At 75.0% G+C, this 14,744-nt stretch carries 16 protein-coding genes; 8 read left to right on the forward strand and 8 right to left on the reverse strand.

Going from position 1 to position 14,744, the window contains the following annotated elements; translation table 11 throughout:
• The first annotated feature begins 15 nt into the window (after positions 1-15).
• Positions 16-201, forward strand: a complete 186-nt coding sequence (locus AC1UE4_RS16625; RefSeq protein ID WP_482918424.1) for a hypothetical protein — start codon at positions 16-18, stop codon at positions 199-201.
• Here the strand turns inward: AC1UE4_RS16625 and AC1UE4_RS16630 are convergent.
• From AC1UE4_RS16630 to AC1UE4_RS16650, 5 genes are all read right to left on the reverse strand, one after another.
• Positions 198-848 carry a glycosyltransferase gene (locus AC1UE4_RS16630; protein WP_482918425.1) on the reverse strand — a complete coding sequence of 217 codons (651 nt, stop codon included), beginning with the start codon at positions 846-848 and terminating at the stop codon, positions 198-200. The two genes, AC1UE4_RS16625 and AC1UE4_RS16630, sit on opposite strands and share 4 nt — an antisense overlap.
• 38 nt (positions 849-886) lie before the next feature.
• Positions 887-1,834, reverse strand: coding sequence for a hypothetical protein (locus AC1UE4_RS16635; RefSeq protein WP_482918426.1), 948 nt, complete (start codon positions 1,832-1,834; stop codon positions 887-889).
• Positions 1,835-1,836: 2 nt separating this feature from the next.
• Entirely contained in the window at positions 1,837-2,682 is an 846-nt protein-coding gene (locus AC1UE4_RS16640; RefSeq protein WP_482918427.1) for a hypothetical protein, read from the reverse strand.
• The gene (locus AC1UE4_RS16645; RefSeq protein WP_482918428.1) at positions 2,682-2,966 is read right to left on the reverse strand and encodes a hypothetical protein; all 285 of its coding nucleotides are present in this window, start codon (positions 2,964-2,966) and stop codon (positions 2,682-2,684) included. Before AC1UE4_RS16645 ends, AC1UE4_RS16640 begins: the two co-directional genes overlap by 1 nt.
• An 82-nt stretch (positions 2,967-3,048) precedes the next feature.
• A complete protein-coding gene (locus tag AC1UE4_RS16650) occupies positions 3,049-3,831 on the reverse strand; it encodes a tyrosine-protein phosphatase (protein ID WP_482918429.1) in 783 nt (260 codons plus the stop codon).
• 53 nt (positions 3,832-3,884) lie between these two features.
• On the opposite strand from AC1UE4_RS16650, the gene AC1UE4_RS16655 reads away from it, so the two are divergent.
• Positions 3,885-4,328 (forward strand): universal stress protein, encoded by a 444-nt coding sequence (locus AC1UE4_RS16655; RefSeq protein WP_482918430.1) that lies wholly within the window; start codon positions 3,885-3,887, stop codon positions 4,326-4,328.
• 5 nt (positions 4,329-4,333) lie between these two features.
• Here AC1UE4_RS16655 and AC1UE4_RS16660 read toward each other — a convergent pair whose 3' ends face one another.
• The gene (locus tag AC1UE4_RS16660; RefSeq protein WP_482918431.1) at positions 4,334-5,644 is read right to left on the reverse strand and encodes a S8 family serine peptidase; all 1,311 of its coding nucleotides are present in this window, start codon (positions 5,642-5,644) and stop codon (positions 4,334-4,336) included.
• Between the two features lie 45 nt (positions 5,645-5,689).
• Here AC1UE4_RS16660 and tadA point away from each other — a divergent pair, with 45 nt between their 5' ends.
• A complete protein-coding gene (tadA, locus tag AC1UE4_RS16665) occupies positions 5,690-6,151 on the forward strand; it encodes a tRNA adenosine(34) deaminase TadA (protein WP_482918432.1) in 462 nt (153 codons plus the stop codon).
• 43 nt (positions 6,152-6,194) lie between these two features.
• Here the strand turns inward: tadA and AC1UE4_RS16670 are convergent, their stop codons facing one another.
• Positions 6,195-6,977, reverse strand: coding sequence for a YciC family protein (locus tag AC1UE4_RS16670; protein ID WP_482918433.1), 783 nt, complete (start codon positions 6,975-6,977; stop codon positions 6,195-6,197).
• A gap of 119 nt (positions 6,978-7,096) precedes the next feature.
• Here AC1UE4_RS16670 and hutU point away from each other — a divergent pair, with 119 nt between their 5' ends.
• The 4 genes from hutU to AC1UE4_RS16690 are packed head-to-tail and all read left to right on the forward strand — an operon-like array spanning position 7,097 to position 12,298.
• Entirely contained in the window at positions 7,097-8,755 is a 1,659-nt protein-coding gene (gene hutU, locus AC1UE4_RS16675) for a urocanate hydratase (protein WP_482918434.1), read from the forward strand.
• Entirely contained in the window at positions 8,752-9,990 is a 1,239-nt protein-coding gene (hutI, locus tag AC1UE4_RS16680) for an imidazolonepropionase (protein ID WP_482918435.1), read from the forward strand. Before hutU ends, hutI begins: the two co-directional genes overlap by 4 nt.
• On the forward strand, positions 9,972-11,165 hold the full coding sequence (locus AC1UE4_RS16685; RefSeq protein ID WP_482918436.1) for a hydantoinase/carbamoylase family amidase: 1,194 nt from the start codon (positions 9,972-9,974) through the stop codon (positions 11,163-11,165). The genes hutI and AC1UE4_RS16685 overlap by 19 nt, the downstream gene beginning before the upstream one ends.
• Positions 11,162-12,298, forward strand: coding sequence for a formimidoylglutamate deiminase (locus AC1UE4_RS16690; protein ID WP_482918437.1), 1,137 nt, complete (start codon positions 11,162-11,164; stop codon positions 12,296-12,298). Before AC1UE4_RS16685 ends, AC1UE4_RS16690 begins: the two co-directional genes overlap by 4 nt.
• A 10-nt stretch (positions 12,299-12,308) precedes the next feature.
• On the opposite strand, the gene AC1UE4_RS16695 is transcribed toward AC1UE4_RS16690, so the two are convergent.
• Positions 12,309-13,082 (reverse strand): IclR family transcriptional regulator, encoded by a 774-nt coding sequence (locus tag AC1UE4_RS16695; protein WP_482918438.1) that lies wholly within the window; start codon positions 13,080-13,082, stop codon positions 12,309-12,311.
• Between the two features lie 72 nt (positions 13,083-13,154).
• On the opposite strand from AC1UE4_RS16695, the gene hutH reads away from it, so the two are divergent.
• Positions 13,155-14,708, forward strand: coding sequence for a histidine ammonia-lyase (hutH, locus tag AC1UE4_RS16700; RefSeq protein WP_482918439.1), 1,554 nt, complete (start codon positions 13,155-13,157; stop codon positions 14,706-14,708).
• The last annotated feature ends 36 nt before the right edge of the window (positions 14,709-14,744 follow it).

Genomic DNA, 14,744 nt, shown 5'->3' on the forward strand with positions numbered 1-14,744 from the left:
GTAGCGTCGGATGCGTTGCATCCCGCCTGGCAGCTCCCCCGCGACGTCGTCCTCTTCCTGCTCGTGATGGAGCTTCTGGCGTCGTACGACGGGCGCGACCGGCCGGCGCGGGCGACCGCCAAGCCGCGCGACGCCACCGCGCCGCGGCGCAAGCTGCGCCCGTCGCGCGGCGCGCTGTGCGGCCGCCGCCCGCGCGGCTAGCGCGCCGCGGCGAACGCCGCCCGCATGTCGCGCATCGCGCGGACCGTTCCGCGCAGCGTGCCCGCCGGCTCCGGACGGCCGCGCCGCGCTCGGCACGGCACGCGCGTCTCCTCGATCCGCCAGCCCGCGTCGGCGGCGCGCAGGACCATCTCGAGCGGCCAGCCGACGTGGTGGTCGCGGAGCCCGAGCGCGAGCAGCTGGCGGCGCCGCGCCCCACGCATAGGGCCCAGATCGGTGAGCGGCCGGCCGGTGCGACGGCGCAGCTCGAAGGCGAGGGCGCGGTTCGCGAGCCGCGCCGGCGCCGACAGCGCGCCCGGCTCGAGCCGCCGGGCGGCGAGCACCATGTCGGCCCGCCCCTCGATCACCGGATCGGCGACGCGCGGCAGGTCGCGCGGGTCGAGCGAGCCGTCGCAGTCCATGAAGCACACGACGTCGGCGTCGGCGGCCAGCAGCCCCGCGGCGCAGGCGGCCCCGAGCCCGCGATGCGGCGCCGCGACCACGGTCGCGCCGAGCTCGCGCGCCAGCTCGGCCGCCCCGTCGTCAGGCCCGGCGTCCACGACGATCGGCCGGTAGCCGCGCGGCATCGCGCCCAGCACGCCCGGCAGGGCGCCGTGCTCGTTCACCACCGGGAGGACGACGTCGATCATCCGCAGCGCGCACGCTACCGGTGACCGGCGACGCCGGTCTACGTGGGCCGAGCGGGGAGCGGGAGGTCGGGCAGCGGCGGGATGACCGGAACCGCGGGCTTCGGCGTCCCCGGCACCTCGGGCACCGGTAGCGAGCTCGTGTTGACGACCTCGAAGTCGCTGCCCTTCAGCCGGTCGAGCCGGTGGAGGTCCTCGTTGTCCCAGCGCTCGCTCGGCGCGCCGGACAGCACCCAGGCCTGACCGTGGTCGGCGACGAACGCGCCGTACGTCTGCAGCGCCTTGATGATGATGCGCGCCTGCGGGCCGAACTTCGCCGCGTTGACGCTCTTCTTGAGGCGCAGCCGCTGGCCGAACGCCGGCAGGTCCTTGTTGCGCAGCGACGAGGCGTCGTGGCGCGCGGGGAAGAGGTAGCCCTTGCGCGTGCGCGGGACGGTGATGCGCAGCGCGTGGTCGATCGAGCCGGTCCGCAGCTCCTCCTCGCGTACGAGCCCGGGCAGGATCGGCAGGCCCGCGGCGTCGGCCGACGTCCAGCCCGCCGGGCGCAGCGCGTTCGTGCGCAGGTCGAAGATCGCGCCCGACCCCGCGGTCCACTTGCCGCCGCGCTTGCGCGCGTCGAACAGCTCGTAGAGCGCGCACGTCTCGCGCTGGACGATGATGAGGTGGCGGTCGGCGCCGGCCTGGAGCTTCGGCCCGCTGGGGATCGGATACGGCTTGCGGTCCGACCCCGACGCGTACCGGAAGCGCACGGTCGACGTCTTCGCGTCGCGGCCGACCACGTTGATCGGCATGCCGACCGGCGCGCCCTGCCAGCGGCCCGAGCCGAACGACGGCCACGCCCGCGCGCCGGCGCCGATGTTCTTGATCATGGCCTTCGAGTTCGAGGCGACGGGCAGGCCCTCGACCGGCTGGTTCCACGGGTTCGTGGCCGGGAAGAGCGGGCAGCCGGCGATGGTGGCCAGCGCGGCGGGGAACGCGACGAGGGACATCTTCAGCTCTTAACGACTTCGAAGTCGCTTCCCTTGAGCCTGCCGAGCGTGTGCAGGTCGTCGTTGTCCCACCGCGGGTCCGGCGCGCCGCTGACGTACCAGTTCGACCCGTTGTCGGCGAGCAGCATCCCGTAGCGCTGCAGCGCGCGGACGATGACGCGCGCCTGCGGCGGGAAGCTCGCCGCGCGGACGCTGCGCTTGAGCCGCACGCGCTGGCCCATCGCCGGCAGGTCCGGGTCGGTCAGCGACGAGGCGTAGTGGCGCGCGGGGAAGAGGTACGCCCGCCGCGTGCGCGCGGCGGTGAAGCGCAGCGCGTGGCGGATCGCGCCGCGCTCGACCTCCGCGTAGCGCGCCAGGCCCGGGAGGATCGGCAGGCCCGCCGCATCGGCCGACGTCCAGCCCTTCGGCCGCAGGCGGTTGGAGCGCAGGTCGAAGATCGCGCCCGAGCCGGCCTGCCAGCCGCCGCCGTTGCGGGCGGCCGCGAAGAGCTCGTAGAGCCTGCACGTCCCGCGCTGCACGACGAGCACGTGGCGGTCCGATCCGCCCTCGATCCGGGGCCTGGCCGGCAGCGGGTACGGGCCGCGGTCGGACTCGTCCGCGTACTCGAAGCGCACGCGCTGCTTGGGCTGCGAGCGCCCGACGACGTTGAAGGGGATGCCGATCGGCCGGCCCTCCCACCTGCCCGAGCCGAAGTCCGGGTGCACGCTCGTTCCGAGCCCGATGCTGCGGACGATCGCGGCCGACTGCGGGTGCACGGGCTTGTCGTCGACGCGCTGGTTCCACGGGTTCGAGGCGGGGAACAGCGGGCAGCCGGCGATCGCGGCCACGTACACGGGGCGGGGCGCCATCACGAGACCGTGGCACACCGCGGCCGCTCGAGGCGGTCGCCGGCGCCGAAGACGCCGTTGAGGGCGGGCGCGTCGGCGGGAAGGCGAAGCTCGTCCGCGACCTGCTCGCGGGAGCGGCCCGCGACCGCCAGCTCCAGCGCGGCCAGCAGCGTGGCGTCGGGGCGCAGCGGCGCGGTGGGCGCGTCGGCCGCCGCGACCGTCGAGAGGCCGCGGGCGCGCGCGGCGACCTCGCGCTCGATCGCGTCAAGCAGCGTCCGAGCGCCGGGGCCGAGCTCCCCGCTCACTACGCTGGCCTCGTGAACCCGGTGTGGCTCTGGGTCCAGGGCGCGATCGTCTTCTTCGTGCTCATGGGCATCGTCATCGCGATCATCCAGCTCGCCTGAACAGGCGCCGCCGGCGCTTGCGCGCGGGCGGGGGACCGGGAGCCGGCGGGATCGGGGCGCTGCCCAGGATCGCCTCCGGGACGTCCCGGGTCCACCACTGCGTGTGCGGCTCGGCGCCGGGGAGCTCCTCGCAGACGGCCTCGATCGCATGGGCGATCGACGGCGGCCTGCGGATGGCGTCGTGCGCGTCGGACGCGAGGTTGTGGACGAGCCCCTGCTCGATCAGCTCGTGGGTGAAGCGCTTGACGGTCGATCCGAACTGGCCGATGAGCGACCCCGCCGTGATCTGCGCGAGCATGCCCGCGCCGACGAGCGCCTCGATCTTGTGCGGCTCGCGGTGCAGGGCGGGGGAGCGCTCGGGATGGGCCAGCACGATCCGGTGGCCGCGGGCCTGCAGCTCGTAGAGCACCTGGTCGAAGCCGATCGCCGCGACGCTGAGCGGGCATTCCACGAGCAGCCAGTCGCCGCCGCCGAGGCGCAGGCCGCGCAGCTCCTCGTCGGGCAGCTCGCGCGCGCGGGACGCGGCGATCTCGCCGCCCTGCACGAGCCGGATCCCGATGCCGGCCCGGTCGAGCTGCGGCTGCAGCTCGGTGATCCCCTCCGCGACGGTCCGCGACGTGTTGGGCAGGTCCCACGTGATGTGCGGGGTTGCGGCCATCGTCGTCACGCCGGTCAGCGCGGCCTCGCGGGCGAGCTCCAGGCTGCCGTCCACCGCCGGGGGCCCGTCGTCGATCCCCGGGAGGACGTGGGTGTGGAGGTCGATCACGGCGTCGGAGGGTAGAGTCTCGCCCCTCTTCGGCTGCTCGAGAAGGAGGCGTGGTGTTCCGGTCGATCGTGGTGGGGACTGACGGATCCGAGACGGCCAGCGAGGCCGTGCGGCAGGCCGTGCAGCTCGCGAAGGCGACCGGAGCGAAGCTCGAGCTGGTGAGCGCCTACGAGCCGGTCTCGAACCAGCGGCTGCGCGAGGAGTCCCAGCAGGTCCCCGAGGACATGCAGTGGATGGTCAACCCGCGCGAGGACGTCGACTCGACGCTGGACGGCGCCTGCGAGGTCGCCTCCGAGGCCGGTGTCGACGTCTCCCGCTACGCGCGGCAGGGCGATCCGGCGGACGCGATCCTCGACGTCGCCGAGGAGACGAAGGCCGATCTCATCGTCGTCGGCAACAAGGGCATGACCGGCGCGCGCCGGTTCCTGCTCGGGTCGGTGCCGAACAAGGTGTCGCATCACGCGCCCTGCTCGGTCCTGATCATCAGGACGACGTAGGTCGCTCAGCGCCGCTTGCGCGCGGCGGCGCGGATCGCGGCGCGCGCGGCCTTCGTGTTCGGCTCGGTCGCCTTGCCCGCATCGACGAGGCCGGCGCCGTACTTCGTGTCGGCGCCCGGCTGGCCGAGGTCGCGGGCCGTGCTCTGGAGGCGCCTGGTGAGCGCATCGACGCTCGGCCGCGCGCCGAGGACGCGCGAGGCGATGACGAGGGCGGCCGTCGCGGTGACGTGCGGGACGGCCATCGAGGTCCCCTCGTAGACGTTCGGGGTGCCGAAGCGGCGCAGGCTGCCGCCCTCGAGCGTCACCTGGTAGATCGGGCGGCCGGGGTAGCCCTGCGCGTCGCAGTTCGGGTCGTCGAGCGCCGCGTCGGTGCCGCCGCCGGGGGCGACGATGTCGAGGCCGCGGCCGAGGTTCGAGAAGTCGCTGAGGCAGCCGTGCTCCGTGGTCGCTCCCACCGAGAGGACGTTGGCGGACCGGGCCGGGAACGCGAGGACGCGGTCGCCCTCGTTGCCGGCCGCCCCGATGACGAGGACGCCCTTCTTGCGCGCGTACGCGAGCGCGTCGAGCAGCGACGGGATCTCGCGGGCGCCGACGTCGGTGCCGAACTCGAGGCTCAGGTTGATGAGCTGCACGTCCTGGCGGACGGCCCAGCGGACGGCGTCGGCGATGCGGGCGGCGTCGCCCTCGCCGTTGCGGTCGAGCACGCGGACCGGCACGATCGTCGCGCCGTAGGCCAGGCCCGTGAGGCCGCGGCCGTTGTTCGTCGACTCGGCGATCGTGCTCGCGACGTGCGTGCCGTGGCCGTTCTCGTCGGCCGGGGTCGTGTCGTCGTCGACGAAGTCGTGGCCGCGGGCGAAGTGAGTCTGGCCGAGGTCGGGCGACTGGCGGTACTTGCCGCGGTCGGTGTAGGCGACGCCGCTGTCGAGCACGGCGATCCGCACGCCGCGCCCGCCGGGGTTGCCGGCGTCGATCGCGTGCTGCCACGCGTCGGGCGCGTTGACGCCGTCCTCGGCGAGGAAGTTCCACTGCACGGTCGTCCAGCCGTTCCCGAAGCCGGGGTCGTTCGGGTAGAAGGCGGCCGCGTGGGCGATCGGGTTGGCCGCCGCGTACTCGACGCCGTCGCTCTTGTTCAGGGCGTTGAGCGCCTTCGGGACGCTCGTGACCGTCTTGACCTGCGGGGCCTCGCCGTGGCGCTTGACGACGACCTCGTTCGGGACGATCTCCGTCGCTTGGGCGGCCGCGGGCAGCGCCAGGCAGGCGGCGGCGAGCGTCGCTGTGAGCGTGAGGCGGCGGCGGGGGAACGAGGGCGGGCGCATGCGCGGGGTCCTTAACGTGCAACATCGGCGGAAGTTGTGCCGCGATTGAGCCCGCCCGACCCTCGTGACGAGCAGTACATGCGCCTGGCGCTGGCGGAGGCGTCGAAGGCGCTGGAGCACGACGACGTGCCCATCGGAGCGGTCGTCATCCACGGCGGCCGCGTCATCGGGACGGGCCACAACGAGCGCGAGCTGCTGGGCGACCCGACGGCCCACGCCGAGGTCCTCGCCCTGCGGGTCGCGGCGGCGGAGCTGGGCTCGTGGCGGGTGCTCGAGTCCACGCTGTACGTGACGCTGGAGCCCTGCGCGATGTGCGCGGGGGCGATCGTGCTCTCCCGGATCCCGCGCGTGGTCTACGCGGCGCCCGACCCGAAGGCCGGCGCGGCCGGCAGCGTCCTCGACGTCCTCGGCGAGCCCCAGCTCAACCACCGCCCGCTCGTCGTCCCCGGCGTGCTGGCCGACGAGAGCGCCGAGCTCATCCGCTCCTTCTTCCGCGCCCGCCGCTGACGCACCAACCGGGGACAGTCCCCGGATGGTGCGCGGAGGGCGGCTACTCGCGGCTGCCGAACGCGGCCTCGGGGCCGGGCGCGTCGGGCGGGAACGCCTGCGTCGTCGTGTCCGGGCCCTGGACGCCGTCGCGGCCGGGCGCGTCCGGCGCCGGCCCGACCTCGCCCTTGGTGCGGCGCAGCTCGAAGTAGAGGACGGCGGACGCGAGTGCCGCGATCGGGGCGGTCAGCGTGCTGCCGATGATCTGGCCGATGACACGCCCGACGGTGCCGCCCGCGGCGCCGATGCCGGCGATGAGCGACGACAGCACGATCGTCACGAGGAAGACCACGACGATCACGCCGAAGACCTGCCAGCCGTTCCCCTTCACGAGCTCGCGGGAGCGGCCCATGGCGTCGAACGTGCCCTTGCGCTCCAGCACGACGACCGGCGCGACGACCGAGAAGATCGTCAGCAGGATCAGGCCCGGGACGATCAGCAGGACGAACCCGATCGCGACGAGGACGCCGACGACGATGCCGGTGAGGATCAGCATCCCGACGACGCCCGTGACGGCCCTGACGAGCTCGCCCACCGAGTGGTCGCGCCGGCCGTCCTGGACGTCCTCGACGAGCTTCACGACCATGCCGCCGTAGAGCGTCGACGCGATCACGTTGACGATGAGCGCCACCAGGACGAGCACGCCGGAGATCGACACGAGCACCGCGGCCACGACGGCCTCGATCACGAACACCACCGCGGCCGCCCCAAGCAGCACCGCCGCCTGATCGCCGTAGATGCCGAAGATGCGTGAGAGCGTGCCGCCCACATCGAGATCGCGCGTCATGCCACGAACGCTAGTCACCCGACCGGCGGTTCGCGCGCGGGCGCTGCTGTCTCGGATCCGAGACACGTCCTCGGCCCGATCCCTTGCGCGTCCCGCCGGGCGAGCGGAGACTCGGCCGCATGGACCGGACCCTCTCCGCGAGCGACCTGCGCTGCCGAGGCTGGCAGCAGGAGGCCGCGCTGCGCATGCTCGAGAACAACCTGCACCCGGACGTCGCGGAGAGGCCGTCGGAGCTCATCGTCTACGGCGGCATCGGCAAGGCCGCGCGCGATCAGCGCAGCTACGCGACGATCAAGCGCGAGCTCATGCGCCTGGCGGACGACGAGACGCTGCTCGTCCAGTCGGGCAAGCCGGTCGCGGTGTTCCGGACGCACGCGCACGCGCCGCGCGTGCTGATCGCGAACTCGAACCTCGTCGGCGACTGGGCGACCTGGGAGCACTTCCGCGAGCTCGACGCCGCCGGGCTGATGATGTACGGCCAGATGACGGCGGGGTCGTGGATCTACATCGGCACCCAGGGCATCCTGCAGGGCACGTACGAGACGTTCGCGGCGGTCGCGCGCAAGCGCTTCGGCGGCTCGCTCGCCGGCCGGCTCGTCGTCACGGCCGGGCTCGGCGGCATGGGCGGCGCGCAGCCGCTGGCCATCACGATGTGCGACGGGGTCGCGCTGTGCGTCGAGGTCGACCTGCACCGCATCGAACGGCGCATCGAGACCCGGTACCTCGACGAGCGCGCTGCCGATCTCGACGACGCGCTCGCCCGCGCGGAGGCCGCCATCCGCGAGCGCCGGCCGCTGTCCATCGGTCTCCTCGGGAACGTGGCGGAGGTGCTGCCCGAGCTCGCGCGGCGGGGCGTCCACGTCGACGTGGTGACGGACCAGACGTCGGCGCACGATCCGCTCAACGGCTACATCCCGGCGGGCCTGACGCTCGAGCAGGCGGACGCCCTGCGCGCCGCGGACCCCGACGAGTACCTGCGGCGCGTCGGCGCGTCGGTGCTCGACCACGTCGGCGCGATCCGGGCGCTGCAGGACGCCGGCGCGGAGGCGTTCGACTACGGCAACGCGCTGCGCGGCGTCGCGGCCGACCACGGCGACGAGCACGCGTTCGACTACCCCGGCTTCGTGCCGGCCTACATCCGGCCGCTGTTCTGCGAGGGAAAGGGGCCGTTCCGCTGGGCGGCGCTGTCCGGCGACCCGGCCGACATCGCGGCGACCGACGACGCGATCCTCGACCTGTTCGGCGACCAGGAGCACATCGCGCGGTGGATCGGGATGGCACGCGAGCGCGTCGCGTTCCAGGGCCTGCCGGCGCGCATCTGCTGGCTCGGCTACGGCGAGCGCCACCGCGCGGGCCTGCGCTTCAACGAGATGGTGGCCAGCGGCGAGCTCCGCGCGCCCGTCGTGATCGGGCGCGACCACCTCGACGCGGGGTCCGTCGCGTCCCCGCAGCGCGAGACCGAGGCGATGCGCGACGGGTCGGACGCCGTCGCGGACTGGCCGCTGCTCAACGCGCTGCTGAACACGGCGTCGGGCGCGACATGGGTCTCGATCCACCACGGGGGAGGCGTGGGAATGGGCAAGTCGATCCACGCCGGGCAGGTGATCGTCGCCGACGGGACGGGCGAGGCGGCCGAGCGGATCACGCGCGTCCTGACGGCCGACCCCGGCATGGGCGTCGTGCGTCACGTCGACGCGGGCTACCCCGAGGCGATCGCGTTCGCCGAGGAGCACCCGGAGCTCAAGCTGCCGATGCTCGACCCCGCTCCCGCCGCGTGACGGTCGTCATCGAAGACGCGGACCAGGTTCTGCGGCCGCCGGCCGACGGGCTGCCGTACCTCCGCCACGACCGCGCGGCTGAGCTGATCGCCGAGCCGGGCTCCGTGGTGCTCGACGACGGGCGGATCGCCGGATTCGAGGGCGGCGGCGGCGCGGCGCAGCGGATCGACGCCCGCGGCTGCGCGGTCATCCCGGGCTTCGTCGACTGCCACACCCACCTGCCGTTCGCCGGCTGGCGGGCGGAGGAGTACGCGATGAAGGTCGCGGGGCGGCCGTACACGGAGATCGCCCGGGCGGGAGGCGGCATCCGCGCATCGGCGCGGGCCCTGGCGGCGGCGTCCGACGCCGAGGTGCTCGGCCAGGCGCGCGCGCTGGCCGCCGAGATGCTCGCGCTCGGCACGACGACGTTCGAGACGAAGAGCGGGTACGGCCTGGCGGTCGATGCCGAGATCCGCGCCCTGCGGCTGGCCGGCGAGCTGGCGCGCGACGCCGAGCAGGACGTCGCGTCGACGGCGCTCGTCGCGCACGCCGTGCCGGACGGCTTCGACGCCGACGGCTGGCTCGACGCCGTGGAGGCCGCGCTTCCCGAGCTGCTCGGCGCGACGGCGGTGAGCGCGCTCGACGTCTACGTCGAGTCGGTCGCGTTCACGAACGCGCACCTCGAGCGCGTCGGCGCGCTTGCCGCGCGGCACGGCCTCGACCTGCGCGCGCACGTCGAGCAGTTCGCGCGTCACGGCTCGGTGCCGGTCGCGCTGGCGGCGGGCGCGCGGTCGCTCGACCACCTCTCGTGCGCGGACGACGACGACGTCGCGGCGCTCGGCACCGCCGAGTGCGCGGCCGTGCTGCTGCCGGGGGCCGAGGTGCTCGGCGACGAGACGCTCGCGCCCGGCCGTGCTCTCGCCGACGCGGGGGCGATCGGCGTGCTCGCCACCGACGCGAACCCGGGGACGTCGCCGATCGTCTCGATGCCGCTGATCGCCGGCCTTGCCGTGCGCCGCTACTGCTGGACCGCGCGCGAGGCGCTGCTCGCCGCGACGCTCAACGCGGCGTGGGTGCTGCGCCGGTCGGACGTGACGGGGTCGCTCGAGGCCGGCAAGCGCGCTGACGTGCTCGTCCTCGACGGGCCGATCGAGGCACTGCCGTACCGCCTCGGGCATGACCCGGTCGCGTTCGCGTTCGCCGGCGGCCGCCTCGTGCACGTGCGTCCCGACCAGGCGTGGCGGCTGCAGTCGTGATCGGCGCCGGCGAGATCGAGGCGCGCTTGGCGGGACTGGACGCGATCGGCCGGCGTGCAACCGGCTTCCGGCGTCTGGCCTGGACGGACGAGGACCGGGCCGCCGCCGCGTGGTTCGCTGCGCAGGCCGAAGCGCTGGGGCTGCGCGTCGAGCGTGACCCCGCCGGCAACCTCTGGGCGATCCCGGACGCGCCGGGGCCGTGGTGGGGCGTGGGCTCGCACCTGGACACGGTGGCCGGCGGCGGCCGATACGACGGCGCGCTCGGCGTGGCGTGCGCGTTTGCGGTCGCGGCCGCCGTCGCGCGGCCGGTGGCGGTGCTGTCGTTCGCCGACGAGGAGGGGGCGCGCTACAACACGCCGACGTTCGGCAGCCGGGCGGTGGTGGGCCGGCTCGACGTCGAGGAGGTGCTGACGCGCACCGACGCCGAGGGCGTGACGCTGGCCGATGCGATGGCCGGGGCCGGGGTCGACCCGGGCGGCCTGCGCGACGCGCCTCGCGCGCTCGACCGGCTCCGCGGCTTCCTCGAGATCCACATCGACCAGAGCCGCGCGCTCGAGGAAGCGGGCGCGCCGATCGGCGTCGTCCGTGCGCTGGCCGGGCGCATGCGCGTCGCGCTCGAGATCGATGGCGAGGCGGACCACGCGGGCACGACCCGGCGGACCGAGCGGCGCGACGCGCTCGCGGCGGCGGCGCGGGTGATCGTCGCCGCCGAGGAGCTCGCCGCCTCGAACTCCGAGTTCGTCGTCACGCCGACGCGGATCCTGGCCGAGCCGAACGCCCTGTCGACGATCGCCGGGTCGGTGCGGCTGTGGCTCGACGCGCGCGCGCCGCGGATCGAGGACGTCGACGCGTGGCGGGCCGCGCTCGACGACGCGGCCGCTGGCATCGGCGACGGGCGGCGGGTCGCGATCCGGATTGCGACGGCGTCGCGCAGCGCGGGCGTCACGTTCGACGACGCGGTTCGCGCCGCGCTCGCGGCGGGCGCGGGCGACGTACCCGAGCTGGTCTGCTTCGCCGGTCACGACGCCGGCGTGATCGGCGAGCGCCGGCCCGCGGGTATGGTCCTCGTCCGCAATCCGACGGGCATCAGCCACAGCCCCGCCGAGGAGGTCGCGGTCGCCGACGCGGCCGTCGCCGCCGAAGCGGTCGCGGCCGCGCTGGAGCGGCTCGCATGACGTACGCGGTCGCCGCCATGGTCAACGCCCACTCGCATGCGTTCCAGCGCGACCTCCGCGGGATCGCGGAGCGCCCGGCTCCCGGCGCGCACGCGCGCGACGACTTCTGGAGCTGGCGCACGGCGATGTTCGCCTCCGCGGCCGCGCTCGATCCCGATCGGATGCGCGACGTCGCGGCGCGCGTGTACGGCGAGATGCGCGCGGCGGGCTACGGGGTCGTCGGCGAGTTCCACTACGTGCACCACCAGCCGGACGGGACGCCGTACGCCGAGCCGAACGCGATGGCGCACGCCGTCGCCGCCGGCGCGCGCGACGCCGGCCTCGAGATCGTCCTGATCCCGGCCGCGTACCACCGCAACGGATGGGACGGCGCCGACCGACCGCCCGTGTCCGGGCAGCGGCGCTTCTGCGATCCGGACGTCGACACGTTCCTCGCGCGCGTGGACGAGCTGCGCTCGTGGGCCGAGGGCCGCGCCGGTGTCGACGTGGCGGTCGCGGCCCACAGCGTGCGGGCGGTCCCGGCGGCCTGGCTGGAGGCGATCGCGGCGTACGCCGATGCGCACGGGCTCCCGCGCCACGTGCACGCCCACGAGCAGCGCCGCGAGCTCGCCGAGTGCGCCGCGGAGCACCGTTGCTCGCCGATCACGCTGCTCGAGCGGACCGGCTTCCTCGGGCCGGCGACGAGCGTCATCCACGGCATCCACGTCGACGACGCCGACGTGGCACTGCTGGCCCGAACGAGCTCCATCGTCGTGTCCTGCCCGACGACGGAGGGCAACCTCGGCGACGGCTGGTTCCCCGCGATGCGATACCGCGCGGCGGGCGTGCGCATGGCGATCGGGTCGGACTCGCAGGTCCGCGTCGACCCGTTCGAGGAGGTGCGCGAGCTGGAGACCGGTGCGCGGCGGGAGCGCGAGCTGCGCTTCGGGCTGCTGTCCGGCGCGCCGGACGGCGATCTGTGGGCCGAGCTGGTCGCCAACGGGCGGGCAAGCCTCGGTGTAACCGCCGGTCCGGAGATCGTTGTCGACCTCGGTCATCCGCAGCTCGCCGGCATGGAGGTCGAGGACGTGCCCCGGGCGCTCGCCACGTGCGCATCGGCGGCGGTCGTCGCCGACCCCGCGCCCGCCCCGTGACGCGGCGCCTCTAGCCGCCGGCGAGCGGGCGGCCGCGGATGTGCCGTGCGACGGCGTCGGCCGCGGCGATGACCTCGCCGGCCAGAGCGCGCCGCGCCGCGCCGTCCACCTCGCCGGCCGGGAAGGTCAGCGCGACCGCCGCGAGCGGATGGCCGCCGTGGTCGCGCACCGCGGCGGCGACCGAGGCGTAGCCCGGCGTGATCGAGCCGTCCTCCCACGCGAAGCCTTCCCGGCGCGCGTCGGCGAGCAGCTGGCGCAGCTCCGTCAGCGTCGCCGGCCCGGCGTCCTGCCGGCGCACGAGGTCGCGCCGGGACGGCCAGAGCGCGCGGACCTGCTGCGGCGGCAGCGCGGCGAGCATCGCCAGCCCGCTCGCGGTCAGCGGCGCCGGGAGGCGGACGCCGACCTCGGTGACGAGGCTCGGCCGGCCGGCCGCTCGCTCCTCGATGAGGTAGAGCGTGTCGCGCCCGTCGAGGACCGCGAAGTGGCCGTTGTGCGTCGTCTCGGCGACCAGCTTCGACAGCACGGTCCCGGCGATCCAGCGCAGCGGCTCGCGGCGCGAGAACGCCGATCCGAGCTCGAGCGCCGCCGGCCCGAGGCCGTAGCGCCGCTCGGCCGGGAGGTGGACGACGAAGCCGCGGTCGCGCAGCACGGCGAGCAGGTGGTAGACGGTCGATCGCGGCAGCCCGAGGTCGCGCGCGATCGCCGACGCGGGCATCGGCGCGACGTGGCGGCCGAGCAGCGCGAGCACGTCGAGCGCGTGGCCGGCGGCGGGGACGTTCGTCATCGCCGTCCAGTGTCTCGTATCCGAGACGGATCCGGCATGACATGCGGCCGATCGTGGCGTTCAATGACCGGCATGAGCAGTGTCGCTCCCACCGCCGTGACGATCGGCGTCGCGGCTCCTGCGCCGGCGGACGTGATCGCCGTCGCCCGCGGCGGCGCGGTCGTCCGCCTGGACGGCGATGCGCTGGCGGAGATCGACCGCGGTCGTGCGGTGGTCGAGGCGCTCGCCGGCGACGCGCGGCCGCACTACGGCATCTCCACGGGCTTCGGCGCGCTGGCCGCGCGGCACATCCCGGTCGAGCGGCGCACGCAGCTCCAGCGCTCGCTCATCCGCAGCCATGCGGCAGGCTCGGGAGCGGAGGTCGAGCGCGAGGTCGTGCGCGCGCTCATGTTCCTGCGGCTGTCGACCCTCGCCACCGGCCGCACGGGCGTGCGCCGCTCGACCGCCGAGGCGTACGCGGCGATGCTGTCGGCGGGGATCACGCCCGTCGTGCACGAGCACGGCTCGCTCGGGTGCTCCGGCGACCTCGCGCCGCTCGCGCACTGCGCGCTCGCGCTGATGGGCGAGGGGCCGGTGCGGGACGCCTCCGGCGCGCTGCGCCCGTCGTCCGAGGCGCTGGCCGACGCCGGGATCGAGCCGGTCGTCCTGTCCGAGAAGGAGGGCCTCGCGCTCATCAACGGCACGGACGGGATGCTCGGGATGCTGCTCCTCGCGCTGGAGGACCTGCGGCTGCTGCTGACGACGGCGGACATCGCGGCGGCGATGAGCGTCGAGGGCCTGCTCGGCACCGACGCGGTGTTCGCCGCCGACCTCCACGCGCTCCGGCCGCATCCGGGCCAGGCGGCGTCCGCGGCGAACATCCGCGCGCTGCTCGCTTCGAGCCCGATCGTGGCGAGCCACCGCGGCCCGGAGGACACGCGCGTGCAGGACGCGTACTCGCTGCGGTGCGCGCCGGCGGTGGCCGGCGGAGCGCGCGACACCGTCGCCCACGCCGCCGCGGTCGCCGAGCACGAGCTGGCCGCCGCGATCGACAACCCCGTCATCACGCTCGACGGGCGGGTGGAGTCCAACGGCAACTTCCACGGCGCGCCGCTGGCGTACGTCCTGGACTTCCTGGCGATCGTCATCGCCGACGTCGCCAGCATGGCCGAGCGGCGCACCGACCGCTTCCTCGATCCGGCGCGCAACCACGGGCTGCCGGCGTTCCTCGCGGACGACCCCGGCGTCGACTCGGGGTTCATGATCGCCCAGTACACGCAGGCCGGGTTGGTGTCCGATCTCAAGCGGCTCGCCGTTCCCGCCTCGGTCGACTCGATCCCGAGCTCGGCGATGCAGGAGGACCACGTCTCCATGGGCTGGTCGGCGGGCCGCAAGCTGCGCCGCGCCGTCGACGGCCTGACCCGCGTGCTCGCGATCGAGCTGCTCACCGCGGCACGAGGCATCGACCTCCGCGCGCCCCTGCAGCCCGCCGCCGGCACCGGTGCCGTGGCCGCCGCGCTGCGCCACGCGGCCGGCGGCCCGGGGCCGGATCGGTTCATGACGCCGGCGATCGACGAGGCGGTCGCGCTCGTCGCCGGCGGTCGCGTCCGAGACCTCGCCGAGGAGGCCTGCGGCCCGCTCGCGTAGCGGCACTCCCGATCAGGGGGGCCCGGCTATCCTCCC

The sequence above is a fragment of the Parviterribacter kavangonensis genome (genome assembly GCF_056863335.1).

Coding starts and splice junctions, on each gene's coding strand:
- AC1UE4_RS16690 (WP_482918437.1), top strand. CDS start 11,162: ATGACGTACGCGGTCGCCGCCATGGTCAACGCCCACTCGCATGCGTTC.
- AC1UE4_RS16670 (WP_482918433.1), bottom strand. CDS start 6,977: ATGACGCGCGATCTCGATGTGGGCGGCACGCTCTCACGCATCTTCGGC.
- hutU (WP_482918434.1), top strand. CDS start 7,097: ATGGACCGGACCCTCTCCGCGAGCGACCTGCGCTGCCGAGGCTGGCAG.
- AC1UE4_RS16635 (WP_482918426.1), bottom strand. CDS start 1,834: ATGTCCCTCGTCGCGTTCCCCGCCGCGCTGGCCACCATCGCCGGCTGC.
- AC1UE4_RS16630 (WP_482918425.1), bottom strand. CDS start 848: ATGATCGACGTCGTCCTCCCGGTGGTGAACGAGCACGGCGCCCTGCCG.
- hutH (WP_482918439.1), top strand. CDS start 13,155: ATGAGCAGTGTCGCTCCCACCGCCGTGACGATCGGCGTCGCGGCTCCT.
- AC1UE4_RS16640 (WP_482918427.1), bottom strand. CDS start 2,682: ATGGCGCCCCGCCCCGTGTACGTGGCCGCGATCGCCGGCTGCCCGCTG.
- AC1UE4_RS16695 (WP_482918438.1), bottom strand. CDS start 13,082: ATGACGAACGTCCCCGCCGCCGGCCACGCGCTCGACGTGCTCGCGCTG.
- AC1UE4_RS16660 (WP_482918431.1), bottom strand. CDS start 5,644: ATGCGCCCGCCCTCGTTCCCCCGCCGCCGCCTCACGCTCACAGCGACG.